Source organism: Burkholderia sp. BCC0506 (assembly GCF_902833145.1).
Classification (GTDB): Bacteria; Pseudomonadota; Gammaproteobacteria; order Burkholderiales; family Burkholderiaceae; genus Burkholderia.
The window spans coordinates 196,289-220,449 of the sequence record NZ_CADFEN010000012.1; the positions used below are offsets into that span (position 1 = coordinate 196,289).

Here is a 24,161-nt window from a genome sequence, read left to right on the forward strand (position 1 = left end):
GGCCGCCCGCCCCCAGCACCGGGTGGCGTGATCCTGCGTCGAATTGACACTTAGCCACACTCCGCAGGCATACTACGCGTCAGCAGCAACGTAGCGTCATTCGTACGATTCATAAGTTGGCAGGCGGCGGGCCGACGGTGCGCCGTCGGCCACGAAGCCAGTCCCGTGGGGGGGAACGTGAAGCTGAAACGCTTGGGCTGGACCGTCGCGCACGCGACGGCTGCAATGGGTGTGCTGTGGGCCGTCCACGCACACGCGGAACTGGGCGGCGCGCCGATGTCGCCGCCGGCGGACGATCAGGCCGCCACCGTGCGCGCGCTGCAGCGCGCGATGCGCGCGGCGGACGGCGCGCAGACGAGCACGGCCGCCTATACCGTCCGCGAGATCACGCTCGGATCGGGCACCGTCATCCACGAATACACGTCGGTCGCCGGCAGCGTGTTCGGCCTCGCGTGGCGCGGGCCGACGATGCCGGATCTCGCGTCGCTGCTCGGCAGCTATTTCCCGCAGTACACCGCCGGTGTCCAGGCGGCGCACCGGGCGCGCGGCTGGCGCGCGCCGGTGGCCGTCGAGACGAGCGGCCTCGTGATCCGGACGGGCGGCCACATGGGCGCCTTCTCCGGCCAGGCATGGCTGCCGTCGGCGCTGCCGGCCGGCGTGGCCGGCACCGATATCCAGTGACAGCGGGAGAGCGATCTTGAGCATTCCTCGTACATTCAAGCGCTGGCTCGGCGTGCTGGGCCTCCTGGCCGCAACGGCCGTGCTCGTGACCGCCTGCGGCGGCGGCGATGGCGGCGGTTCGGGTAATGCCGGCAATACCGGCGGCAACGGCTCGGGCGGATCCGACGGCAACAGCGGCAACACGGCCGTCGTCACGGTCTCCGCCGGCGCCGCGAACGTGATCAACATCCCGACCATCAGCGTGAAGGTCTGCGTGCCGGGCACGTCGAACTGTCAGATTGTCAACAACGTGCTCGTCGATACCGCGTCCTACGGGCTGCGGCTCGTCGGCAGCGCGGTGGCCGGCGTGCACGACAGCCTGCCGCAGGTGACGAGCGGCGGCGCGCCGGTCGCCGAATGCGGCAAGTTCGTGTCGAGCTACACGTGGGGCTCGGTGCGCACCGTCGACCTGTCGATCGGCACCGAGCAGGCGACGTCGCTGCCCGTGCAGATCATCGGCGACCTCGGCACGACGAACGTGCCGAGTTCGTGCACGAACGGCGGCGCGTCGGCCAACTCGACCGGCGCGCTCGGCGCGAACGGGATCCTCGGCATCGGGCCGGCGCCGTACGACTGCGGCACGACCTGCGCGACGTCGACGTCGACGAGCAACAACTACTACGCGTGCCCGAACGGCGACAACGCGAGCTGCACGGTCGCGCTCGTGCCGCTCGCGCAGCAGGTGGCCAACCCGGTGCATCGGTTCGCGAACAACGACGGCGTGAGCGTGCAGATGCCGGCCATCTCGGACAACGGGCAGGCGAGCGCGACCGGCACGCTGACGTTCGGCCTGCCGAACCTGAGCGGCAAGACGGTGATGACGTCGACCACGACCGGCGACGTCAACGCGACGTTCCAGGGGCGCACCGTGACCGCGTTCTTCGATACGGGCTCGAACGCGTATTTCTTCAACGATTCGGCGCAGACGGTCTGTTCGAAAAATACGCAGTTCTACTGCCCGGCGGCGACGACCACCTACTCGGCCACGCTGAGCGGCCAGAACGGCGCGTCGGGCACCGTGTCGATGCCGGTCGCGAACGCGGATGCGCTGTTCTCGAACCCGTCGACGTTCGCGTTCAACGACATCGCGGGCCCGTTCGGCTCGTCCAGTTGGCTCGACATCGGCATGCCGCACTTCTACGGCAAGACGATCTATTTCGGGATGGACAAGACCGCGAGCGGCGGCCCGCAGCCGTTCGTCGCATTCTGACGCGGCACGGCGCACGCACGAACGAGGGGGCGAGCGATCGCCCCCTTTTTTTCATCCCGCGGCCGTGCGGCGGCTACGGACCGGCGCGCCGCCGGGCGCCGCCATAGCGTCTACGATGTAAGACCGGCACCGGTGCCGGCACGACATCGAGGAGACAGCGCCATGACCCCGCGTATCCAGCGCATCACGCCGTTCCTGTGGTTCGACCGCGACGCCGAGGCGGCGGCCGCTTTCTACGTATCGGTGTTCGACCACGCGCGCATCGTGCACGTCGCGCGCTACGGCAAGGCCGGCGCGCACGCGTCCGGCAACGCCGAGGGCGCGGTGATGACCGTTGCGTTCGAGCTCGACGGGCAGGCGTTCGTCGCGCTGAACGGCGGCCCCGTGTTCCAGATGACGCCGGCCGTGTCGTTCGTCGTCAACTGCCGCGACCAGGGCGAGATCGACCATTACTGGGCGCGCCTGTCCGAAGGCGGCGACGAGCGCGCGCAGCAATGCGGCTGGCTGCGCGACCGCTTCGGCGTGTCGTGGCAGGTCGTGCCCGTGCAGATGGCCGAGCTGATGACGGGCGACCCGGCCCGCGCCGAGCGCGTGATGGCGCAGGTGATGACGATGAAGAAGCTCGATCTCGGCGCGCTGCAGCGGGCGGCGGCCGGCTAGCCCATTTCGGTCGGCCGGGCCGTCCGGGCTCGTGACCGCGTGTCCCGTACTGCCCTCGTGCGGCGCGAGTCGGCCCGCCCGGGCCGCTCCTGCTGCGCGCACCGATTCCGCTCGTCGGCGGCATCGCGCCGCTCGCGTGGATGGGAGCGGCTCGCGCGGCGCCGCGGGCCCGAACCGTCCCGGCGCCGCCCCGATCGCACGGGGCCGACCGTCTCGCCCGTGCGCCGGCCGGCCGGTTTTTCCGCCGCGCCGCGCGTCGTTTCGCCCCCACGCCGGCCGTGTTCGCGGCGGCTCGCCCGATTCCCCGAAATACCCCCCTTTCCCGGCTTTGCTCGACCGATCGGCGTTTGACGCGTCCATGAATAATCGGTGTCACTGGAAAGCGGCATTCCGCCGTCCCCGACTGGAGGCCCCGTGGCAGACGAGAGCGATCTCGACAAGACCGAAGCCGCCACTCCCAGGCGCCGCGAGAAGGCGCGCGAGGAGGGGCAGGTCGCGCGTTCGCGCGAGCTGGCTTCGTTCGCGCTGCTCGCGGCGGGATTCTACGGCGCATGGCTGCTCGCGGGCCCGTCGGGCGCGCATCTGCAGGCGATGCTGCGCGGCGCGTTCACGTTCGATCGCGCGACCGCGTTCGACACCCACCGGATGCTGTCGGCGGCCGGCAGCGCGAGTCTCGAAGGCTTCGCCGCGCTGCTGCCGCTTCTCGCGCTCACCGGCGTCGCCGCGCTGCTCGCGCCGATGGCGCTCGGCGGCTGGCTGATTTCGCAAAAGACCTTCGAACTGAAGTTCGACCGCCTGAACCCGATCTCGGGCCTCGGCCGGATCTTCTCGATCCAGGGGCCGATCCAGCTCGGGATGTCGATCGCGAAGACGCTGGTCGTCGGCGGGATCGGCGGCATCGCGATCTGGCGCAGCAAGGACGAACTGCTCGGCCTCGCGACGCAGCCGCTCGGCGCCGCGCTGCCCGATGCGCTGCATCTGGTCGCCGTGTGCTGCGGCACGACGGTCGCCGGGATGCTGGTCGTCGCCGGGCTCGACGTGCCTTACCAACTCTGGCAGTACAACAAGAAGTTGCGCATGACGAAGGAAGAAGTGAAGCGCGAGCATCGCGAGAACGAAGGCGATCCGCACGTGAAGGGGCGCATCCGCCAGCAGCAGCGCGCGATCGCGCGGCGCCGGATGATGGCGGCCGTGCCGAAGGCCGACGTGGTCGTCACGAACCCGACGCACTTCGCGGTCGCGCTGCAATACACGGACGGCGAGATGCGCGCGCCGAAGGTCGTCGCGAAGGGCGTGAACCTCGTCGCCGCGCGCATCCGCGAACTCGCGGCCGAACACAACGTGCCGCTGCTCGAAGCGCCGCCGCTCGCGCGTGCGCTGTATCACAACGTCGAACTCGAGCGCGAGATCCCCGGCTCGCTGTACTCGGCGGTGGCCGAAGTGCTCGCATGGGTCTACCAGCTCAAGCGCTTCCGCTCGGAAGGCGGCGCGTTCCCGGCGGTGCCGGTCGATCTCGACGTGCCGGCCGAACTCGACAAGGGCGCGTCGGTCGCCGCCGACGACGAGCGCGAAGAAGCCGAAGACGCGCTCGGCGCGCAAGGGAACGCGGCATGAGTACCCCGACCACCGGCCTGTTCGCGAAGCGCCCGAACCTGCTGGCAGGCACGAACCTGCGCGCGCTCGCGGGCCCGATCCTCATCTGCATGATCCTGGGGATGATGATCCTGCCGCTGCCGCCGCTGCTGCTGGATCTGCTGTTCACGTTCAACATCGCGCTGTCCGTGATGGTGCTGCTCGTCAGCATGTACACGATGAAGCCGCTCGACTTCGCGGCGTTCCCGAGCGTGCTGCTGTTCTCGACGCTCTTGCGCCTGTCGCTGAACGTCGCGTCGACGCGCGTCGTGCTGCTCGAGGGCCATACCGGCCCCGACGCGGCCGGCCAGGTGATCGAGGCGTTCGGCCACTTCCTCGTCGGCGGCAACTTCGCGGTCGGCATCGTCGTGTTCGTGATCCTGATGATCATCAACTTTATGGTGATCACGAAGGGCGCGGGGCGGATCGCCGAAGTGTCCGCGCGCTTCACGCTCGACGCGATGCCCGGCAAGCAGATGGCGATCGACGCCGACCTGAACGCGGGCCTGATCAACGAGGAGCAGGCGCGCAAGCGGCGCCTGGCCGTCTCGCAGGAAGCCGAGTTCTACGGGTCGATGGACGGCGCGTCGAAGTTCGTGCGCGGCGACGCGATCGCGGGCCTGATCATCATGGCGATCAACGTGATCGGCGGGCTGATCGTCGGGATGGTCCAGCACGACATGAGCTTCGCCGCGGCCGGCACCAACTACACGCTGCTGACGATCGGCGACGGCCTCGTCGCGCAGATCCCGTCGCTCGTGATCTCGACCGCGGCCGGCGTGATCGTGTCGCGCGTCGCGACCGACGAGGACATCGGCACGCAGATCACCGGCCAGCTCTTCACGAACCCGCGCGTGCTGACGATCACCGGCGCGATCATCGTGCTGATGGGGCTGATCCCGGGGATGCCGCACTTCGCGTTCCTCGCGCTCGGCGGCGGCGCGATCTGGCTGGCGCGCACGCAAACCCGGCGCGCGGCAGCCCGCAAGGCGGCCGGCGACGTGACCGACATCGCACCGCCCGCCGTGCTGCCGGCCGACAGCCACGAAGCGACCTGGGACGACGTGCAGCTGATCGACCCGCTCGGCCTCGAAGTCGGCTACCGGCTGATTCCGCTCGTCGACCGGAACAGCGACGGCGAGCTGCTCAAGCGCATCAAGAGCATCCGCAAGAAATTCGCGCAGGAAATCGGCTTCCTGCCGCCGGTGATCCATATCCGCGACAACCTCGAGCTGCGGCCGAACGCGTACCGGATCGCGCTGAAGGGCGTCGAGATCGGCGCGGGCGAAGTGTTCCCGGGCCAGTGGCTCGCGATCAACCCCGGCCAGGTGACGGCCGCGCTGCCGGGCGCCGTCACGCAGGATCCCGCGTTCGGGCTGCCGGCCGTGTGGATCGACGTCGCGCTGCGCGAGCAGGCGCAGGTGTACGGCTACACGGTGGTCGACGCGAGCACGGTCGTCGCGACGCACCTGAACCATCTCGTCGTCCAGCACGCGGCCGAGCTGCTCGGCCGCCAGGAAGTGCAGGCGCTCGTCGAGCGCACCGGCAAGGACGCGCCGTCGCTCGTCGAGGACCTCGTGCCGAAGACGATCTCGCTCACCACGCTGCAGAAGGTGCTGCAGAACCTGCTCGAGGAAGGCGTGCCGATCCGCGACATGCGCACGATCCTCGAGGCCGTGTCCGAACATGCGGGCCGCGGCGACGCGTTCGAGATCACGGCCGCCGTGCGCCTGTCGCTCGGCCGCGCGATCACGCAGCAGTGGTATCCGGGCAACGGCGAAATGCAGGTGATGGGCCTCGACGCGAATCTGGAGCGCGTGCTGTCGCAGGCGCTTGCCACCGGCGCGAACCCCGGCCTCGAACCGGGCCTCGCGCACAACCTTCTGACCGGCACGCAGCAAGCGATGCTGCGTCAACAGAATCTCGGGCTGCCGCCGGTGCTGCTGGTACAGCACGCGCTGCGCGCGATGCTCGCGCGTTTCCTGCGCCGCAGCCTGCCGCAATTGAAAGTGCTGTCGTACGCCGAAGTGCCGGACACACGCACGATCAAAGTCGTTAACGTCATCGGGGGTTCCGCTTGAACATTCGCAAATTCACCGGCGCGACGAGCCGCGACGCGCTTCGTCTCGTGCGCGAGGCGCTCGGCGCCGACGCGGTCGTGCTGTCGAACCGCACGCTCGATGACGGCAGTGTCGAAATCGTCGCACTCGCCGATTCGGATCTCGCCGCGGTGGCGCCGCCGGCCGCGCGTGCGCGCCTCGTCACGCCGCGCGTGCCGGAATCGGTGCCGGCCGCCGCCGTGCCGGGCATCGTGTCGCGCCCGGGCAGCGCCCCGCGCCCGGCCGTCAATCCGTATGCGGCGGGCGAAGGCGGGCTGCCGGACGTGTTCTCGTCCGTGTTCGGCGCGAGCGCCGACGCGCAGGAGACCGATGCGCATCCTTCGTCGCTCGATGCGGACGCGGCCGGCGCGGCAGCGCTGTCGGCCGCCGGGTCGCCCGCCGCCGGTACGCCCGCCGCCGGGTCGCCGGCCGCCGGATCGCCGGCCGCCACTTCCGAACCCGCGCCGTGGCTGGTCGAGCACGCGAAGCGCCTGACGCAGCAGCGCGACGCGCTGATCGCCCGTGCGCAGGCGCCTGCCGAGCCGCAGGCCGCCGCGCCCGCGCCGCGGCCCGCTGCCGGCGCGACGCCGCCGGACTGGGCGCGCGACATCGTCCGCGATGCCGAGCGCCGGGCCGCCGGATCGCCGGCCGCCGGATCGCCGGCCGCCGCGAAGCGCGCCCCCGACATGGGTGCCGCGTACGCCGGCAGGGCGACGGAGCGCACGCGCCTGTCCGCCGACGCGGCCGCCGCGGTGGCCGATGCGGTGAAGTCGCGCATCGAGCGGATCGTCAACGACACGGTGATGCAGGAGCTCGGCGAGCTGCGCGGGATGATGGAAGAGCAGTTCGACAGCCTGATGTGGCACGACCGCCAGCGTCGCAGCGCGGTCCACAGTGCGCTGACCAAGCACCTGTTCGCGGCCGGCTTCTCCGCGCAACTGGTGCGGATGCTGGTCGACCACCTGCCGTCCGGCGACGGCGCGCAGACCTTCGAGCAGGCGGCCGAATGGGCGCAGTCGGTGCTCGCGTCGAACCTGCCGGTGCTCGACAGCGAGGACGCGCTGATGGAGCGCGGCGGCGTGTTCGCGCTGATGGGGCCGACGGGCGTCGGCAAGACGACCACCACCGCGAAGCTGGCCGCGCGCTGCGTGATGCGCTTCGGTGCGAGCAAGGTCGCGCTGCTGACCACCGACAGCTACCGGATCGGCGGCCACGAGCAATTGCGCATCTTCGGCAAGATCCTCGGCGTGCCGGTGCACGCGGTGAAGGACGCGGGCGACCTCGCGCTCGCGCTGTCCGAGCTGCGCAACAAGCACATCGTGCTGATCGACACGATCGGCATGAGTCAGCGCGACCGCGCGGTGTCCGACCAGATCGCGATGCTGCATGGCGCGAACGCGCCGGTGCAGCGCCTGCTGCTGCTCAACGCGACGAGCCACGGCGACACGCTCAACGAAGTCGTGCAGGCGTACCGCAGCGTGGGCGAGCATCCGGATCTCGCGGGCTGCATCCTCACGAAGCTCGACGAGGCGACCCACCTCGGCGGCGTGCTCGACACGGTGATCCGCTACAAGCTGCCGGTCCACTACGTGTCGACCGGCCAGAAGGTGCCGGAGAACCTGTACGTCGCGTCGACCCGATTCCTGCTGAAGAGCGCGTTCTGTGTGCCGCGCGACGGCTCGCCCTTCGTGCCGCAAGACGAGGACATGCCGACGCTGCTTTCCGCACTGACCGCACGTTCCACCGCCGAGCTGCACGAGGTGCGATTTGGATAAACGGATCATCGACCAGGCTGAAGGGTTGCGGCGCCTGCTCGCCGGGCGCGCGTCGCGCATCGTCGCGGTGACGGGCGGGCCGGCGGGCGTCGGCTGCACGTCCACCGTGGTGAATCTCGCGGCGGCGCTCGCGTCGCTCGGCAAGGACGTGCTCGTCGTCGACGAGCGCGCCGACGTGCATTCGGCCAGCGCGACGCTCGCGGGCGCGTGGCTGCGCGACGGCGAACGCACGCGGGTGGCGGCCGGCTTCGGCCTGTGCGGCGCCGCGCGGCTCGCGCGCGCAGGCTACAGCGACGCGCAACTGAGCGACTTCATCGACGGCCCGGCCGACATCGTCCTCGTCGACGCGCAGCTCGGCGCCGACGGCGCGTTCTCGGCGCTCGCGCGCGAAGCGCACGACGTGCTGGTCGTCACGCGGGTCGCCGCGCAGGCGATCACCGAGGCGTATGCGTGCATGAAGCGGCTGCATTTCGCGCATGCGTTCGCGCAGTTCCGCGTGCTGACCAATCACGTCGGCAGCCACGCGGACGCGAAGACGGCCTTCGACAACCTCGCGGGCGTCGCGAGCCGCTACCTGACCGTGTCGATCGCCGACGCGGGCTGCGTGAGCGCCGATCCGCTCGTCGAGCACGCGCGTGAACTGATGCATGCGGCGGTCGACGCGTTCCCGTCGTCGCCTGCCGCGCGCGACTACCGGCAGATCGCCGCCGACCTGTTGTACTGGCCGATGCGCCCGCGCTCGGGTGCGGGCCGCGCGGTCCACGCCGGCGGCAAGCCGTCGTACGAGGCGGGCGCGGCCCACGCCGCGTGAGCGCCACCCGAAGGAGGGAGCCATGATGTACAACGCTCAAGGAAAGATGTCCCAGGCCGACGTGCTCGCGCAATATGCGCCGCTCGTGCGCCGCCTGGGGCTGCAGCTCGTCGCGAAGATGCCGGCGAGCGTCGATCTCGACGACCTGATCCAGGCCGGCATGATCGGCCTGATGGACGCGGCCGGCCGCTACAAGGAAGACCAGGGCGCGCAGTTCGAGACCTACGCGACGCAGCGCATCCGCGGCGCGATGCTCGACGAGCTGCGCAGCAACGACTGGCTGCCGCGCAGCCTGCGCAAGACGTCGCGCGAGGTCGAGCACGCGGTGCACCAGGTCGAGCAGCACCTCGGCCGCTCGGCGAGCGAGACCGAGATCGCGCAGCACCTGAACATGCCGCTCGACGAATACCAGGGGATGCTGCAGGACCTGCACGGCAGCCAGCTCATCTACTACGAGGATTTCGACCGCGCGGCCGACGACGAGCCGTTCCTCGACCGCTATCGCGTCGATCACGCCGATCCGCTGTCGGCGCTGCTCGACGAGCACCTGCGCGAGGCGCTCGTCGAGGCGATCGAGCGGCTGCCGGAGCGCGAGAAGCTGCTGATGTCGCTGTACTACGAACGGGGTCTGAATCTGCGCGAGATCGGCGCGGTGCTCGAGGTGAGCGAATCGCGCGTGTGCCAGCTGCACAGCCAGGCCGTCGCGCGCCTGCGCGCGCGGCTGCGCGAACAGGCGTGGGTCGGCGCCGAGTCCTGACCCTTTGCCGACGGCCGCGCGCGCCGGCGCCGCGCGCTTCTGCCGTGCTCGTGTGCGGTGCTTGCGCGGTCCTTGCGCGGTCCTTGCGCATTTCACGCGCCGATTTGCTACAATCCCCTCCGTTTTCCGAGGAGCGTTGCGACGGACCATCCTGCGTCCGCCAGGCTCGGAAGGCTTCACCAAGCAGCCGTGCGGCGCGTTTCGCGACCGTCGCGCCGGCCCCGCTTCCTGAACGGCGCTCACGTCACCAATCTAGAAACTTTTTAGAAAGGAGGGCGTGATGAACGCCATTATCGATTCCAAGGCTTCCCACGATTACGTCGTCGCCGACATGGCGCTGGCCGGCTGGGGCCGCAAGGAACTGAACATCGCCGAGACCGAAATGCCGGGCCTCGTGCAGATCCGCGACGAATACAAGGCGCAGCAGCCGCTGAAGGGCGCGCGCATCGCGGGTTCGCTGCACATGACGATCCAGACCGGCGTGCTGATCGAGACGCTGAAGGCGCTCGGCGCGGACGTGCGCTGGGCGTCGTGCAACATCTTCTCGACCCAGGATCACGCGGCGGCCGCGATCGTCGAAGCCGGCACGCCGGTGTTCGCGTTCAAGGGCGAATCGCTCGACGAATACTGGGAGTTCTCGCACCGCATCTTCGAATGGCCGAACGGCGAATTCGCGAACATGATCCTCGACGACGGCGGCGACGCAACGCTGCTGCTGATCCTGGGCTCGAAGGCCGAGAAGGACCGTTCGGTGATCGCGAAGCCGACCAACGAGGAAGAAGTCGCGCTGTACAAGTCGATCGCGAAGCACCTCGACGTCGACGCGAACTGGTACTCGAAGCGCCTCGCGCACATCAAGGGCGTGACCGAGGAAACCACGACCGGCGTGCACCGCCTGTACCAGATGGAAAAGGACGGCCGCCTGCCGTTCCCGGCGTTCAACGTGAACGATTCGGTCACGAAGTCGAAGTTCGACAACCTGTACGGCTGCCGCGAGTCGCTCGTCGACGGCATCAAGCGCGCGACCGACGTGATGATCGCGGGCAAGGTCGCGGTCGTCGCGGGCTACGGCGACGTGGGCAAGGGCTGCGCGCAGTCGCTGCGCGGCCTGGGCGCGACCGTGTGGGTCACCGAAATCGATCCGATCTGCGCGCTGCAGGCGGCGATGGAAGGCTACCGCGTCGTGACGATGGAATACGCGGCGGACAAGGCCGACATCTTCGTGACGGCGACCGGCAACTACCACGTGATCAACCACGATCACATGAAGGCGATGCGCCACAACGCGATCGTCTGCAACATCGGCCACTTCGATTCGGAAATCGACGTCGCGTCGACGCGCCAGTACCAGTGGGAAAACATCAAGCCGCAGGTCGACCACATCATCTTCCCGGACGGCAAGCGCATCATCCTGCTGGCCGAAGGCCGCCTCGTGAACCTCGGCTGCGCGACCGGCCACCCGTCGTTCGTGATGTCGAACTCGTTCGCGAACCAGACGCTCGCGCAGATCGAACTCTTCACGCGCGGCGACCAGTACGAGAACAAGGTGTACGTGCTGCCGAAGCATCTCGATGAAAAGGTCGCGCGCCTGCACCTCGCGCGCATCGGCGCGAACCTGTCGGTGCTGTCGGACGAGCAGGCCGCGTACATCGGCGTGCAGAAGGACGGCCCGTTCAAGCCGAACCACTACCGCTACTGATGCGCTGCCGCCGCCGCGCCGTGCGTGCCCGTTGCGGGCGCACGGCGCGGCGGCGCTCACCGAGCGTACCGATCGACAACCGAACCGGAGCCCTCCATGAGCGTCATCCTCACCTGGGTCATCAACGCGCTCGCGCTGCTGATCATCACGTACCTCGTGCCGTCGATCCACATCAAGAGCTTCGGCACCGCGCTGATCATCGCGGTCGTGCTCGGGCTGATCAACACGGTGATCCGGCCGGTGCTGATCCTGCTGACGCTGCCCGTCACGATCGTCACGCTCGGAGTGTTCATCCTCGTCGTGAACGCGCTGTGCTTCTGGTTCGCGTCGTCGCTGCTGAAGGGCTTCGAGGTGTCGGGGTTCTGGTCCGCGTTCTTCGGTTCGATCCTGTACAGCATCGTGTCGTGGCTGCTGTCCGCCCTGATCTTCGGCCAGCGCGACATCGGCTGAAGGCGGGCGGGCGCAGGCCCAACCCCATCGAATCATGAAACCGATCGAACTCTCGTTTGAATTCTTCCCGCCGAAGACGGCGGACGGCGTCGAGAAGCTGCGCGCGACGCGCGCGCAGTTGCTGCCGCTGAAGCCGAAATTCGTCTCCGTGACGTTCGGCGCCGGCGGATCGACGCAGCAGGGTACGCTCGATACCGTGCTCGACATGCAGAAGGACGGCCTCGAGGCCGCACCGCACCTGTCGTGCATCGGTTCGTCGCGCGACAGCCTGCGCGCGATCCTCGACCAGTACCGCTCGCACGGCATCCGGCACATCGTCGCGCTGCGCGGCGACCTGCCGTCGGGGATGGGCGAGGTCGGCGAGCTGCGCTATGCGTCCGAACTCGTCAGCTTCATCCGCGCCGAGCACGGCGACTGGTTCCACATCGAAGTCGCCGGCTACCCGGAGTACCACCCGCAGTCGCGCTCGCCGAAGGCCGATCTCGAGAATTTCGCGCGCAAGGTGAAAGCCGGCGCGAATTCCGCGATCACGCAGTACTTCTTCAACGCGGATGCGTATTTCCGCTTCGTCGACGATGCGCGCAAGCTGGGGGTCGAGGTGCCGATCGTGCCGGGCATCATGCCGATCACGAACTTCTCGCAACTGATGCGCTTCTCCGAGATGTGCGGCGCCGAAGTGCCGCGCTGGGTCGCGCGCCGGCTCGAGAGCTTCGGCGACGATCGCGAGTCGATCCGCGCGTTCGGCGCGGACGTCGTCACGAGCCTGTGCCAGCGCCTGATCGACGCGGGCGTGCCGGGGCTGCACTTCTACACGCTGAACGCGGCGACCGCCACGCGGACGATCTGCGAACGGCTCGCGGTGTAAGCGCCGTCGCGCGGTTGCATGCGGAACAGCCCCGCCGGTTTTGTGCCGGCGGGGCTTTTTTCATCGTGGCGCGGGGCGGAAACGACGGTGCGCGTCAGCGCTGCGCCTGCATCAGCGGCGGGCGGCGGTCGAACCACGGGCGCGCCTGCTCGAGCTGGCGCGCGAGCTTCAGCAGCAGCGCATCGTCGGCGTGGCGCGCGGCGAATTGCACGCCGATCGGCAGCCCGCGCGCGTTCCAGTACAGCGGCACCGACATCGCCGGCTGGCCCGTCAGGTTGAACAGCTCGGTGCAGCCGGCCCATGCGAACGCCTTCTCCGACGATCTCGCGAGCATTTCCTTCAGCAGCGGCTTCACCGGCAGCGCGGCGACGAGCTTCATCTGCGCGGATTCGAACGGCGTCGGCTGCAATTCGCCGATCTTCACCGGCGGGCCCGCAAGCGATGCGCACAGGATCGCGTCGTAACGCGACACGAGGCCGGCGACCTGCACGGTGAGCTGGCGCTGCCATTCGAGCACGTCGGACAGGCGCGTGCGCGCGAGGCGGCGGCCGACCACGGCCATCGCCCACGTCGCGGCCTCGAATTCGCCGCGCCGCGGCGTGCGGCCCGTGAGCGCGCGCGCGCCGAGCACCATGTCCTCGGCGATCGTCGCCCACAGCGTCAGGAAGGTTTCGGCCGCGCGCGCGTAGTCGATTGGCAGCGTCGCCGGTTCGACGTGGTGGCCGAGCGATTCGAGCAGCGCGGCCGCGTCGTCGAGCGCTGCGCGCGTGTCGTCGTCGAGCGCCGGCGCGAGCATCGGGTCGACGACGAGGCCGATCCGCAGCGGGCCGGGCGGCGTGTCGAGCGCGCCGAGGAAGGTGCCGGGCGCGCCGGGCGGCAGCGTCTGGCCGGTCGTCACGTCGAGCAGCAGCGCACTGTCGCGCACGCTGCGCGACACCGCATGCTGGACGACGAGTTCGCCGTTCGACGGCAGGTCGACGAGTACCGGGTTGCGGCTCGGCTTCAGGCCGAACAGCCCGCAGCACGACGCCGGAATGCGGATCGAGCCGCCGCCGTCGGACGCATGCGCGAGCGGCACGATGCCGGCCGCGACGGCCGCCGCCGCGCCGCCGCTCGAGCCGCCCGGCGTGTGATCGAGGTTCCACGGGTTGCGGCACGCGCCGAACAGTTCCGGTTCCGTGTACGGCATCTGGCCGATCTCGGACGTGTTGGTCTTGCCGAATACGTTCAGGCCCGCCGCGCGGCTGCGCGCGATCACCGGCGAATCGTCGGCCGGCACGAAGTAACGATAGTGCCGGCTGCCCATCGACAGCGGCAGCCCGGCGACCGCCGCGCCGAGATCCTTGACGAGATACGGTACGCCCGCGAACGGCGTATCGGCGCCCGGTTCGGGCGCGGCCGCCGCACGCGCGCGCGCGGCTTCGTAGTCCTGCAGCACGATCGCATTGACCGCGCCGTTGACCGCTTCGGCCTGGCCGATCGCGGCGTCGAGCAGTTCGCGCGGGCTGGCCTGGCGCGCGCGCACGAGCGCGGCGAGGCCGATGGCGTCATGCGCGAGATAGTCCGAGTGCATCGCGGTCACCCCCGTTGTGACTCGTGGCGATGGTGCGAGCATAACGCGGGCCCGGCGCGCGAGGCCCGCGGTCGGGCGTTTTTAGAGGTGCTCGGCGAGGAAGGTCAGCGTGCGGCCATGCGCGAGCGCGGCCGCACGCTGGTTGTACGACGCGCGGTCCGGGCAGTTGAAGCCGTGCTCGGCGCCCGGGTACACGTGGAACGACGCGTGCCCGTGGCCGGCGAACGCGGCCTTCACCTGATCGACGGCGCTGAGCGGAATCGCGTGGTCGTTTTCCGCGTAGTGGAACAGGATCGGCGCCTTGACCTGGCCGGCGAGGTCGAGCGCGTTCTGGATGCCGCCGCCGTAATAGGACACCGCCGCGTCGAGCTTGCCGGTTGCCGCCGCGCGGTACGCGAGCTGGCCGCCGAAGCAGTAGCCGATCGCGGCGAGCTTGCCGTCCACTTCGGGGCGCGCGCGCAACGCATCGGCCGCCGCGCCGATGTCCGCGACCGCGAGGCCCACGTCGGTCTTCTTCATCAGCTCGATGCCCTTGTCGCGATCCGCGCCGTCGTAGGTCAGCTCGACGCGCGGCTGCGTGCGCCAGAACACGTCGGGCGCGAGCGCGACGAAGCCGTCGGCCGCGTACTGGTCGGCGACCGCACGGATGTGCGAATTCACGCCGAAGATCTCCTGGATGATGATGACGGCAGGGCCCTTGCCGCGCTTGGGCAGGGCAAGATAGCCGCCGAAGCTGTCGTTACCGGTCGGGATGTCGATCCATTGGGCAGTCACGTTCTGAACTCCTGGCGTGCGGAGCGCGCGACGCGCGCCGCGGGGTGAAAAGAAGGCGGCCTAGTGTGCCACCAATCGTGCGGTGCTGCAGCGCACGCGGGCGCTTCTCGCACAGCGATCGTTTCGATCTCGATTATTCATTTTTCGTCGCCGCGCGGCTTCGATAGAGTCGATGTACCGGCCTTTACAAAGCGCTTTCGCGCATCGTCATCGAAGGATTCGCCATGTCTGCCCGCTCGTTTTCCACGCCCTTTTCCGAACGCTTCGGCCTGCGTCTGCCGCTCGTGCAGGCGCCGATGGTCGGCGCGACCACGACCGCGATGGTCGCCGCCGCCTCGAATGCCGGCGCGCTCGGCAGCCTCGGCGCCGGCGCGCTCGCGCCCGAGCGTATCGAGGCCGAAGTCGCCGCGATCCGCGCGGCGACCGATCGCCCGTTCGCGATCAACCTGTTCGTGTTGCCCGACGACGCCGCGCCGGACGCGGCGACGGTCGCGCGCGCACTCGCGGCGATCGACCCGCTGAACGCCGCGCTCGGCCTGCCGCCGGGCACGGCGCCCGCGCGCTACGCGCCCGACTTCCGCGCGCAGCTCGATGCGCTCGTCGCGCTGCGCGTGCCGGTCGCGAGCTTCACGTTCGGCGCGCTCGACGCGGCCGACGTCGCACGCCTGCATGCCGCCGGCACTTATGTGATCGGCACCGCGACGCACGTGGCCGAAGGGCTCGCGTGGCAGGCGGCCGGCGCCGATGCGATCTCCGCGCAGGGCGCCGAGGCGGGCGGCCATCGCGGCACCTTCATCGGTTCCGCCGACGACGCGCTGATCGGCACGCTCGCGCTCGTCCCGCAGCTCGTCGACGCGACGCGCCTGCCCGTGCTGGCCGCGGGCGGCATCATGGACGGCCGCGGCATCGCGGCGGCGCTCGCGCTCGGCGCGCAGGGCGCGCAGCTCGGCACCGCGTTCCTCACGTGCGCGGAAAGCGCGATCGCGCCGGACTGGAAGGCGCGCCTGCTCGCGAGCGCCGACACGTCGACGCAGGTCACGCGCGCGATCACCGGCCGTCATGCCCGCGGGCTGCGCAACACGCTGATGGCGCGGCTCGGCGAGCACGTGGCCGACGTCCCACCGTATCCGGTGCAGAACGCGCTGACCCAGCCGTTGCGCCAGGCCGCCGCCCGCGCGAACGACGGCGACTACCTGTCGCTGTGGGCCGGGCAGGGCGCACCGCTCGCGCGGCGGCGCGGCGATACGCTGACGACGGCGCAACTGGTCGCCGCGCTCGATGCGGAATGGCGTGCGTCGGCCGCCTGAACCGTCCGTATGGAAGGCGAAACGCGCGTGTCGTCACGCGCGTTTCATTCAATGATCCCGGGCACAAAATACCGAATCGAAATGCCCCGGGATTGCGTTGAAACGACCTTTCGAAAGGTCGCCTGAATTAGCGGAAACCCTTATCCGGCGGGGCTTGCCGCGATATTCGAGTCATCTTTCCAAAGCGCGCATATCGGTAGTGTTACCACTACCCCAAAAAAGTCCCACAAATTAATTTGATCGCCTACACTTGCGCGCAAGTACGAGCGGGCGGCTGCTAAAAGCGGCGGTTTTCACGTGCTTGAGGCCAAGTGCATGAAGGATGCAACCGGCGAATCGTCCAGTGATTGCAAACACAGGGATGGCAGCGGGGCACCGGGCGATGGCGTTTATTGGGACCGAACTGGAGACTTACATGAATATCAAGATGCAAAAGCTGTTGCCGATCACCGCAGCGGCGATGCTGTGTGCCGCAGCTGCAAGCAACGCGTCCGCCGATCAAGTCGTCAAGATCGGCCACGTCGCGCCGTTGACGGGCGGCATTGCACACCTGGGCAAGGACAACGAAAACGGCGCGCGTCTCGCCGTCGAGGAAATCAACGCGAAGGGTCTCACGATCGGCGGCCAGAAGATCACGCTGCAACTCGACCCGCAGGATGACGCCGCCGACCCGCGGCAGGCGACGCAGGTTGCGCAGAAGCTCGTCGACGACAAGGTCGTCGCGGTGGTCGGCCACCTGAATTCGGGCACGTCGATCCCGGCCTCGAAGATCTACAGCGATGCGGGCATCGTGCAGATCTCGCCGTCGGCGACCAACCCGGCGTACACGCAGCAAGGCTTCAAGACCACGTACCGCGTGGTCGCGACCGATGCGCAGCAGGGCCCGGCACTGGCGAACTACGCGCACTCGAAGGGCATCAAGAGCGTGGCGGTGGTCGACGATTCGACCGCGTACGGCCAGGGTCTCGCGAACGAGTTCGAGAAGAAGGCGAAGGCGCTCGGCCTGAAGGTGATGTCGCATGACGCGACCAACGACAAGGCGGTCGACTTCCGCGCGATTCTGACCAAGATCAAGGGCGAGAACCCGGACGCGATCATGTACGGCGGCATGGACGCCACCGGCGGCCCGTTCGCGAAACAGGCGAAGCAGCTCGGCCTGCGCGCGAAGATCTTCGCGGGCGACGGCGTGTGCACGGAAAAGCTGGCCGACCTGGCCGGCGACGCGACCGACAACGTCGTGTGCTCGGAAGCCGGTGCGTCGCTCGAGAAGATGCCGGGCGGTGCCGCGTTCAAGGCGAAGTACGAGAAGCGCTTCGGCCAGCCGATCCAGATCTACGCACCGTTCACGTATGACGCCGTGTACATCATCGCCGACGCGATGAAGCGCGCGGACTCGACGGACCCGGCGAAGATCCTCGCGGCGATGCCGGCGACGAAGTACACGGGCGTGATCGGCACGACGACCTTCGATTCGAAGGGCGACCTGCAGCACGGCGTGATCTCGCTGTACAACTACAAGAGCGGCAAGAAGTCGCTGCTCGACGAAGTGAAGATGTAACGCGACCAGCGGTCAACAGCAGGGGTGAAAGCGCGCATGCGGCCACGCATGCGCGCTTTCTTTTTGGGCCGGCGTGCGCCGCCGCGCCGTCAGATCTTCAGGTGCGCGAGCACCTTCGGCGCGACGAGCGCGACGAGCGCCGCGCACAGCGCGACGACCGACAGGCCGATCGTCAGGTTCACGGCCTGCGCGACCGCGCCGATCACGACCGGACCGAACAGCAGCCCGAAATACGCGAGCCCGGCCACGTGCGCGAGCCCTTCGGCTGCGTGAATGCCTTTCACGCGCGCGGCGGCGGCGAACAGCACGGGCATCATGTTGGCCAGCCCGAGGCCCATCAGCGTGAAGCCGGTCAGCACCGCGGCCGGATACGGCAGCAGCAGCGCGCCGATCATCCCCGCGCAGGCGAGCGACGCGCTCGCGAACACGAGCTGCGGCGCGCCGAAGCGGGCGCGCACGGCGTCGCCCGCGAAGCGCGCGACGGCCATCCCGCCGGAGAACGCCGCGTACGCGGCGCTCGCGAGCGCCGGGCTCGCCGCGACCACGTCGCGCATGTAGACCGTCGCCCAGTCGTACATCGCGCCTTCGGCGATCAGCGCGATCAGCGCGATGCCGCCGAGCATCCACAACGCCGGCGAGCGCCAGCGGTTGCCGCCGCCGTGCGCCTGTTCGTGGTGCGGCACGTGCGGCAGCACGGCCGGGCTCGCGGCCACGAGCACCGCGGCGCTCGCCGCCGCCGCGAGCGCGAGATGCGCGGCCGGCGCCATGCCGGCCGACAGCAGCGCGCCGCCGGCCGCCGCGCCGGCCATCCCGCCGATGCTGAACATGCCGTGCAGCGACGACATGATCGGTTTGCCGAGCGCGATTTCGACCGCGCTGGCCTCGGCATTCATCGCGACGTCGAGCGTCGCCATCGAGAAGCCGAACAGCGCGAGCACCGCGATCAGCATCCAGTAGTCGGGCACGACGAGAATCAGCGCCGCGCACGCGGCCATCACGAGCCCGCCGGCGAGGCACGCGGTGCGCGAGCCGACGCGCGCGATCCAGCGCGCGATGGTCAGCATCGCGGCGATCGACCCGCCGGCGACCGCGAACAGCGCGATCGACAGCAGCCCGGGGCTCAGCGCGAACTTGTCGCGCACGGTCGGTACGTGCACGCCCCACGACGCGTACATCATGCCGGCGACGAAAAACAGCGCCATCGACGCCGCGCGCGCCCGCTGGCGGGCCGGCAGCGACAGCACGCGGTGCGCATCGGGCGGCGCGGCGAACGGGGACGACGATTTGGCGGAGGAGGATTCGGACACGGGAAGGCTCGTCAGGAAAATGCGCGGGCGCACGCGGCGCCCGTCGGATTTGTCCGATTCTATCGAAGCGCTTACGATCGTGCCGGACGCTGGCCGTTCGCTCGATGCTCGGGTCCTCGGGCCATCCCGCGGCGGCGCCCCGCCGCCGCATTGGCCGTTCGACCGATGCGCGGCGCGCGGCGCCGGCAGGTAACATCGAAACGCATGCCCGGCACGCCGCCTTTCGACCGCAGGAGTCCCGCTTGAACATCGATCCCGCCTTCGCCCTGCATCTGCTGCACCGCTGCCCGGTCGGCACGCTCGCCACCCATGCGCGCGAGCCGCACGGCTTTCCGTATCCGACGGTCGTGCCGTTTGCGCCCGATGCGAGCCATCGGCCCGTGATCCTCGTGAGCGGCCTGGCCGAGCACACGCGCAATCTCGCCGCCGATCCGCGTGCGGGTTTCCTCGTCGTCGATGCCCGCGACGGCGAGGTCCTGAACGCCGAGCGCGCGACGCTGCTGGGCCGGTTCGTGCCGCTCGGCGACGATCCGCACGTCGCCGCGCGTTACCTGCGCTACGAACCGGACGCCGCGCGCTATCTCGCGCTCGGCGATTTCTCGTTCTGGGCGCTCGAGATCGAGCGGTTGCGCTACATCGGCGGGTTCGGGCGAATGGGGTGGGTCGACGGCACGCATCTCGATACGCTGCCGCCGCTCGCATTCGACGACGAACGGGCGCTGTGGCACGCATACGACGCGGGCGACGCACGCCGCGACGGGCTCGACCTGCTTGGCGTCGATCGCCATGGCGCGGACTGGCGATGTGACGGTCGCCGCGTGCGCACGCCGTTCGACGCGCCGTCGGCCGATATCGACGCGCTGCGCGAGCGGCTGATCGCCTGCGCGAACGATGTGACGTGACGTCGCGGGTCAGTGATTTGTCCGCTTAGCAAACGGCGTCATGTGGTTTTTGCAAAACTGTCGTCCGATGAAAGCTTTGATTTTCCGAATGCAGGGTAATTGCGTATGTTGATAGACCGAATAGCCAATCGCTAATGTCCTAATCTCTATGCAGGAGCGTGAAAATTTGAGAAAAGGCCGCGGCCGGTCAAAATGACATGTGTGAATTACAATCGGTCTCGGGATTTTCATGAATCTCGCTTCTATCAAATCTTTTTTGTGCTAATCTCTGCCTTCGAAAATCCGAGGCACATATATTTCATGAATGGTGAGCTGGCTGCAGACCGGCGCCATTGGTCAGATAGAAAGGGAAACTATGTCTTCTTACAAGGACCTGCTGGCCCAGCGGGAGAAGCTGGAGAAGCAAATCGAAGAAGCGAAGTCGCGTGAATACGCTGAAGTACTGAATGACGTGAAGCAGAAAATTGCCGACTACGGCTTTTCGCTCGCCGAACTCGGTCTCAGCCGCGCGAAGGCCGGCAAGGTAGGCCGTCCGCGCGCAGGCGTGGCGGCGAAATACCGCGATCCGGAAACGGGCGCGACGTGGTCGGGTCGCGGCAAGCCGCCGCGCTGGATCGCCGGCAAGAACCGCGACCAGTTTGCGATTTAAACGTCCGTTTAGATTGCCCGCTCTTCAAAAGAGCCGCGTGTCCGTCGAGGAGCGCGGCTTTTTTGTTTTCCGGACACCGGCGGGCCTCTCTGCGTCGTCATGAAAATGTAAGAGTGCCACGTGAATGAAAATGCGACACGTTCGCATAAGCGATTGATTTAAATAAGAAATTTGTGGGTATCGGAAGGGCGTGCGACGCGTCTTTGATAGAATTGCGTACCGCACACCGATATCTCATATTTCATGTCCACGTTTTCCGGCGACGCGCAGAGCCCAGATAAGCACGCCGTTGCGCGCAAGAGCACGCTCGTCAGTATTGTCCTGAATGTCGTGCTTGCGACATTTCAGATCGTCGTCGGCGTGATTGCGCATTCGCAGGCATTGATTGCCGACGGCGTGCATTCGATTTCCGATTTGATCTCGGATTTTGTCGTGCTGGTTGCGAATCGGCATAGCGGCGCATCGCCGGATGCGGACCACAATTACGGCCATAGCCGCTACGAGACGGTCGCGTCGCTGTTTCTCGGCGCGATCCTGATTGCGGTCGGCATCGGCATGCTCTGGCGCGCCGGCGACCGCCTCGTTAATCTCGACAACATTCCGGCCGTGCATTTTTCCGCGCTGATCGTGGCGCTGACGGTGCTCGTGTCGAAGGAAGCGCTGTTTCGCTACATGCTGCGCGAAGCGCGGCGCGTGCGCTCGGCGATGCTCGTCGCCAACGCGTGGCATGCGCGTTCGGATGCCGCGTCGTCGCTCGTCGTCGCGCTCGGCATCGTCGGCAGCCTGGCCGGCGTGCGGTTGCTCGACCCGATCGCGGCGGCGATCGTCGGCTTCATGGTCGCGCGCATGGGCTGGACGTTCGGCTATGACGCGTTGCAGGACCTCTCCGATCGCGCGCTCGATACGGCCGACACGGCCGAGATCCGCGCGCTGCTCGCCGCGACGCCCGGCGTGCGCGACGTGCACGACCTGCGCACGCGCAAGATGGGCGATGCCGCGCTCGTCGATGCGCACATCCTCGTCGATCCGAAGATCTCCGTCTCCGAAGGCCACTACATCGCCGAGACCGCGCGTGCGCGCGTGCTGTCCGACCCGCGCGTGCTCGACGCGCTGATCCACGTCGACCCGGAGAACGACGCGGCGCGCCGTCCGGCGCTCGCGCTGCCGCCGCGCGGCGAGCTCGCGGCCCGGCTCGAGGCCGCGCTCGCGCAGCGCGGGCTGCACGCGGCGGCAATCAACCTGCACTACCTGAGTACGGGGCTCGAGGTCGACGTGACGCTCGACAGCGATCCGCGCGACACCGATGCGGCGCTGGCCGACCGGCTCGACATCGATACGCTGAAGCGCGAGTTCGGCGCGCGCCGGATCGGCTTCACGCGCACGTTGCCCGCGCGGACGTGACGGGCAGCCCGCAACCGTCAAGGCGGCGCGCCGCTCGGGCCGGCCCGCGCGTTACAGCGGCAGTTGCGTGTCGAACTTGATTTCGCGCAGCACCACGCTCGTGCGCACCTGCGACACGGCCGGGATCTTGAAGATGCGTTCGTGCAGGAATACGTCGTAGGCCTTGATGTCCGGCGCGACGATCTTGAGGATGTAATCGGCTTCGCCGGTGGTGCTGTAGCACTCGGTGACTTCCGGGCAGGTGGCGATCTCGCGCTCGAACTGCTCGACGCCGCCTTCGTTGTGGCGCGTCAGGTGCACGTGCGCGAGCGCGCACACGTGCAGGCCGAGCTTCTCGCGATCGAGCAGCGCCGTGTAGCGCTGGATCACGCCCGACTGTTCCATGTCCTTGATGCGGCGCCAGCACGGTGTGCTCGACAGCCCGACCTGGTCGGAGATTTCCTGGACGGAACGGCGCGCGTCGAGCTGCAACAGGCGAAGGATTTTTTGCGAAAAGGAATCGAGCGTCACCTGCGCCTCCATGCGGCAGCTACAACACGCTGAATGTTAGAGGGCCGGGAAAGGAAAGGCAATCTGGCGACGCGCTGTTGAGCGAGATTCGCTAATTTGCTCGCGGATCCGTGGGGTTTTGTCCCGCCCCCGCGCTGTCCGACCGATCGGTGTCCGACACGGCCAGGCCCGCGAGCGCGGCCTGCTGCCGGCGCAGGTCGGCGAGCATGTTGCAGAACAGCGCGCCTTGCTCGATCGCGTCGTCGAGCGCGACGTGCGTGTGCGGATGGTCGTCGAACCAGTGCTTCGGAAAGCGCGGCTTGATCGCCTTGCGATAGGGCAGGCCCGTCATCGCGAACGCGAGCGTCTTGATGTCGAGCGCCGACCACGAGAACGGGCAGCGCCCCGCGAAGCGCATCATGTACCAGAACATGAACGTGAAATCGAAGCCGGCCGGCATCGCGACGAACACCGGCTTGCCGGGCAGCGCCTCGACCCATTCGACGTACGCGACCAGCGCCGCCTCGGGCGTCTGCAGATCGCGCCGGCATGCGGCCCAGGCCTCCGGCTCCGTCTTCCACCACGCTTCCTGCACCGGGTGCGCGTGCGCGCCGGGCAGGGTCTCGAGGTTCGCCGAGAACGTCGCGATCAGCTGCTTGTCCTCGGTATAGGCGGCCGATGCGAAGCTCAGCATCGAGTGCGGGCCGGGAATCGGGCCGTCCGCCTCGACGTCGGTGCTGACGTAAATTTCGGGGATGGCGGTCTGGTTCATCCGAATACCTTGTCGGACACGAACGGGTTCGTGCGGCGCTCGTCGCCGAACGTCGACACCGGGCCGTGACCGGGCACGAACGTGACGTCGTCGCCGAGCGGCCACAGCTTTTCCTTGATCGAACGCACGAGATCCTCGTGATTGCCGCGCGGGAAATCGGTCCGGCCGATCGAGCCCGCGAACAGCACGTCGCCGACGATCGCGACGCGATGCGCGCGACTGAAGAACACGACGTGGCCAGGCGTGTGGCCCGGGCAGTGATAGACCTCGAGCGTCTCGTCGCCGAACCGCACGGTGTCGCCGTCGTTCAGCCACCGGTCGGGCTCGAAGGCGTCGGCGGCCGGAAAGCCGAAGCGTTCGCTCTGCATCGGCAGCTTCTCGATCCAGAAGCGTTCTTCTTCCTGCGGCCCCTCGATCGGCACGCCGTAGCGCGTCGCGAGCGTCTTCGCGCCCGCGCAGTGATCGATGTGTCCGTGCGTGAGCAGCACCTTCTCGACCTGCACGTTCTGCCGCGCGACTTCCTGTTCGATCCGGTCGAGGTCGCCGCCCGGATCGACGACGGCGGCGCGGCCCGTCTTCTCGCAGACGAGCAGCGAGCAGTTCTGCTGGAACGGCGTGACCGGAATGAGCGTGACTTTCATGGGGGCACCGGCGGCTAAAAGGAGCGATTGTACCGGTCGTGCGTGCGGCCTGCCGGCCGTGCGATGCGTGCCGCGGCGTGCGGATCAGGGCATTCCCTGAGCATGCCGAT

Annotated in this window: 22 protein-coding genes and 1 riboswitch; of the genes, 16 read left to right on the plus strand and 6 right to left on the minus strand. The window is 68.5% G+C overall.

The genetic code is table 11. The features are described from left to right. Positions 1-177 precede the first annotated feature (177 nt). The 11 genes from HWX62_RS25900 (at position 178) to metF (ending at position 12,678) form a co-directional block, all read left to right on the plus strand. Entirely contained in the window at positions 178-681 is a 504-nt protein-coding gene (locus tag HWX62_RS25900; protein WP_175930892.1) for a DUF2844 domain-containing protein, read from the plus strand. Positions 682-697: 16 nt separating this feature from the next. Continuing rightward, positions 698-1,930, plus strand: a complete 1,233-nt coding sequence (locus HWX62_RS25905) for a DUF3443 family protein (RefSeq protein WP_175930891.1) — start codon at positions 698-700, stop codon at positions 1,928-1,930. A 162-nt stretch (positions 1,931-2,092) separates the two neighbouring features. Next, positions 2,093-2,590 (plus strand): VOC family protein, encoded by a 498-nt coding sequence (locus tag HWX62_RS25910; protein WP_175930890.1) that lies wholly within the window; start codon positions 2,093-2,095, stop codon positions 2,588-2,590. A gap of 414 nt (positions 2,591-3,004) precedes the next feature. After that, entirely contained in the window at positions 3,005-4,204 is a 1,200-nt protein-coding gene (gene flhB / locus HWX62_RS25915; RefSeq protein WP_175930889.1) for a flagellar biosynthesis protein FlhB, read from the plus strand. After that, positions 4,201-6,303: a flagellar biosynthesis protein FlhA gene (gene flhA, locus HWX62_RS25920; protein WP_175930888.1), complete on the plus strand. Its 2,103-nt coding sequence runs from the start codon at positions 4,201-4,203 to the stop codon at positions 6,301-6,303. Before flhB ends, flhA begins: the two co-directional genes overlap by 4 nt. After that, positions 6,300-8,096, plus strand: a complete 1,797-nt coding sequence (gene flhF, locus HWX62_RS25925) for a flagellar biosynthesis protein FlhF (RefSeq protein ID WP_175930887.1) — start codon at positions 6,300-6,302, stop codon at positions 8,094-8,096. Before flhA ends, flhF begins: the two co-directional genes overlap by 4 nt. Continuing rightward, positions 8,089-8,907, plus strand: a complete 819-nt coding sequence (locus HWX62_RS25930) for a MinD/ParA family protein (protein ID WP_175930886.1) — start codon at positions 8,089-8,091, stop codon at positions 8,905-8,907. Before flhF ends, HWX62_RS25930 begins: the two co-directional genes overlap by 8 nt. A 22-nt stretch (positions 8,908-8,929) precedes the next feature. Next, positions 8,930-9,664 (plus strand): RNA polymerase sigma factor FliA, encoded by a 735-nt coding sequence (locus tag HWX62_RS25935; RefSeq protein WP_006484033.1) that lies wholly within the window; start codon positions 8,930-8,932, stop codon positions 9,662-9,664. A gap of 122 nt (positions 9,665-9,786) precedes the next feature. Beyond that, positions 9,787-9,912, plus strand: a riboswitch (S-adenosyl-L-homocysteine riboswitch). Between the two features lie 32 nt (positions 9,913-9,944). Beyond that, positions 9,945-11,363, plus strand: coding sequence for an adenosylhomocysteinase (gene ahcY / locus HWX62_RS25940; protein WP_175930885.1), 1,419 nt, complete (start codon positions 9,945-9,947; stop codon positions 11,361-11,363). Positions 11,364-11,459: 96 nt separating this feature from the next. Further along, the gene (locus tag HWX62_RS25945; RefSeq protein WP_006477367.1) at positions 11,460-11,813 is read left to right on the plus strand and encodes a phage holin family protein; all 354 of its coding nucleotides are present in this window, start codon (positions 11,460-11,462) and stop codon (positions 11,811-11,813) included. A gap of 34 nt (positions 11,814-11,847) precedes the next feature. After that, positions 11,848-12,678 (plus strand): methylenetetrahydrofolate reductase [NAD(P)H], encoded by an 831-nt coding sequence (gene metF / locus HWX62_RS25950; protein WP_175930884.1) that lies wholly within the window; start codon positions 11,848-11,850, stop codon positions 12,676-12,678. A 94-nt stretch (positions 12,679-12,772) separates the two neighbouring features. Here metF and HWX62_RS25955 read toward each other — a convergent pair whose 3' ends face one another. Both HWX62_RS25955 and HWX62_RS25960 read right to left on the minus strand, forming a co-directional pair. After that, positions 12,773-14,251, minus strand: a complete 1,479-nt coding sequence (locus HWX62_RS25955) for an amidase family protein (protein WP_175931032.1) — start codon at positions 14,249-14,251, stop codon at positions 12,773-12,775. Between the two features lie 81 nt (positions 14,252-14,332). After that, positions 14,333-15,025 carry a dienelactone hydrolase family protein gene (locus HWX62_RS25960; protein ID WP_175930883.1) on the minus strand — a complete coding sequence of 231 codons (693 nt, stop codon included), beginning with the start codon at positions 15,023-15,025 and terminating at the stop codon, positions 14,333-14,335. Positions 15,026-15,249: 224 nt separating this feature from the next. Here HWX62_RS25960 and HWX62_RS25965 point away from each other — a divergent pair, with 224 nt between their 5' ends. Continuing rightward, positions 15,250-16,332, plus strand: coding sequence for a nitronate monooxygenase (locus HWX62_RS25965; RefSeq protein ID WP_175930882.1), 1,083 nt, complete (start codon positions 15,250-15,252; stop codon positions 16,330-16,332). 415 nt (positions 16,333-16,747) lie between these two features. Next, a complete protein-coding gene (locus HWX62_RS25970; protein WP_034209563.1) occupies positions 16,748-17,890 on the plus strand; it encodes a branched-chain amino acid ABC transporter substrate-binding protein in 1,143 nt (380 codons plus the stop codon). 89 nt (positions 17,891-17,979) lie between these two features. Here the strand turns inward: HWX62_RS25970 and HWX62_RS25975 are convergent, their stop codons facing one another. Beyond that, positions 17,980-19,197 (minus strand): MFS transporter, encoded by a 1,218-nt coding sequence (locus HWX62_RS25975; protein WP_175930881.1) that lies wholly within the window; start codon positions 19,195-19,197, stop codon positions 17,980-17,982. Between the two features lie 242 nt (positions 19,198-19,439). Between HWX62_RS25975 and HWX62_RS25980 the strand changes: the two genes are divergently transcribed. The 3 genes from HWX62_RS25980 to HWX62_RS25990 all read left to right on the plus strand — a co-directional run bounded on the left by HWX62_RS25980 (position 19,440) and on the right by HWX62_RS25990 (position 22,149). After that, the gene (locus tag HWX62_RS25980; RefSeq protein ID WP_175930880.1) at positions 19,440-20,099 is read left to right on the plus strand and encodes a pyridoxamine 5'-phosphate oxidase family protein; all 660 of its coding nucleotides are present in this window, start codon (positions 19,440-19,442) and stop codon (positions 20,097-20,099) included. Positions 20,100-20,454: 355 nt separating this feature from the next. Further along, positions 20,455-20,748: an H-NS histone family protein gene (locus tag HWX62_RS25985; protein ID WP_034209561.1), complete on the plus strand. Its 294-nt coding sequence runs from the start codon at positions 20,455-20,457 to the stop codon at positions 20,746-20,748. Positions 20,749-20,991: 243 nt separating this feature from the next. Beyond that, positions 20,992-22,149 (plus strand): cation diffusion facilitator family transporter, encoded by a 1,158-nt coding sequence (locus HWX62_RS25990; protein ID WP_175930879.1) that lies wholly within the window; start codon positions 20,992-20,994, stop codon positions 22,147-22,149. Positions 22,150-22,200: 51 nt separating this feature from the next. Here the strand turns inward: HWX62_RS25990 and HWX62_RS25995 are convergent, their stop codons facing one another. From HWX62_RS25995 to HWX62_RS26005, 3 genes are all read right to left on the minus strand, one after another. Next, positions 22,201-22,671 (minus strand): Lrp/AsnC family transcriptional regulator, encoded by a 471-nt coding sequence (locus tag HWX62_RS25995; RefSeq protein ID WP_006477376.1) that lies wholly within the window; start codon positions 22,669-22,671, stop codon positions 22,201-22,203. Positions 22,672-22,750: 79 nt separating this feature from the next. After that, entirely contained in the window at positions 22,751-23,410 is a 660-nt protein-coding gene (locus HWX62_RS26000; protein WP_175930878.1) for an exonuclease, read from the minus strand. After that, positions 23,407-24,051: an MBL fold metallo-hydrolase gene (locus tag HWX62_RS26005; RefSeq protein ID WP_175930877.1), complete on the minus strand. Its 645-nt coding sequence runs from the start codon at positions 24,049-24,051 to the stop codon at positions 23,407-23,409. The genes HWX62_RS26000 and HWX62_RS26005 overlap by 4 nt, the downstream gene beginning before the upstream one ends. Positions 24,052-24,161 lie beyond the last annotated feature (110 nt).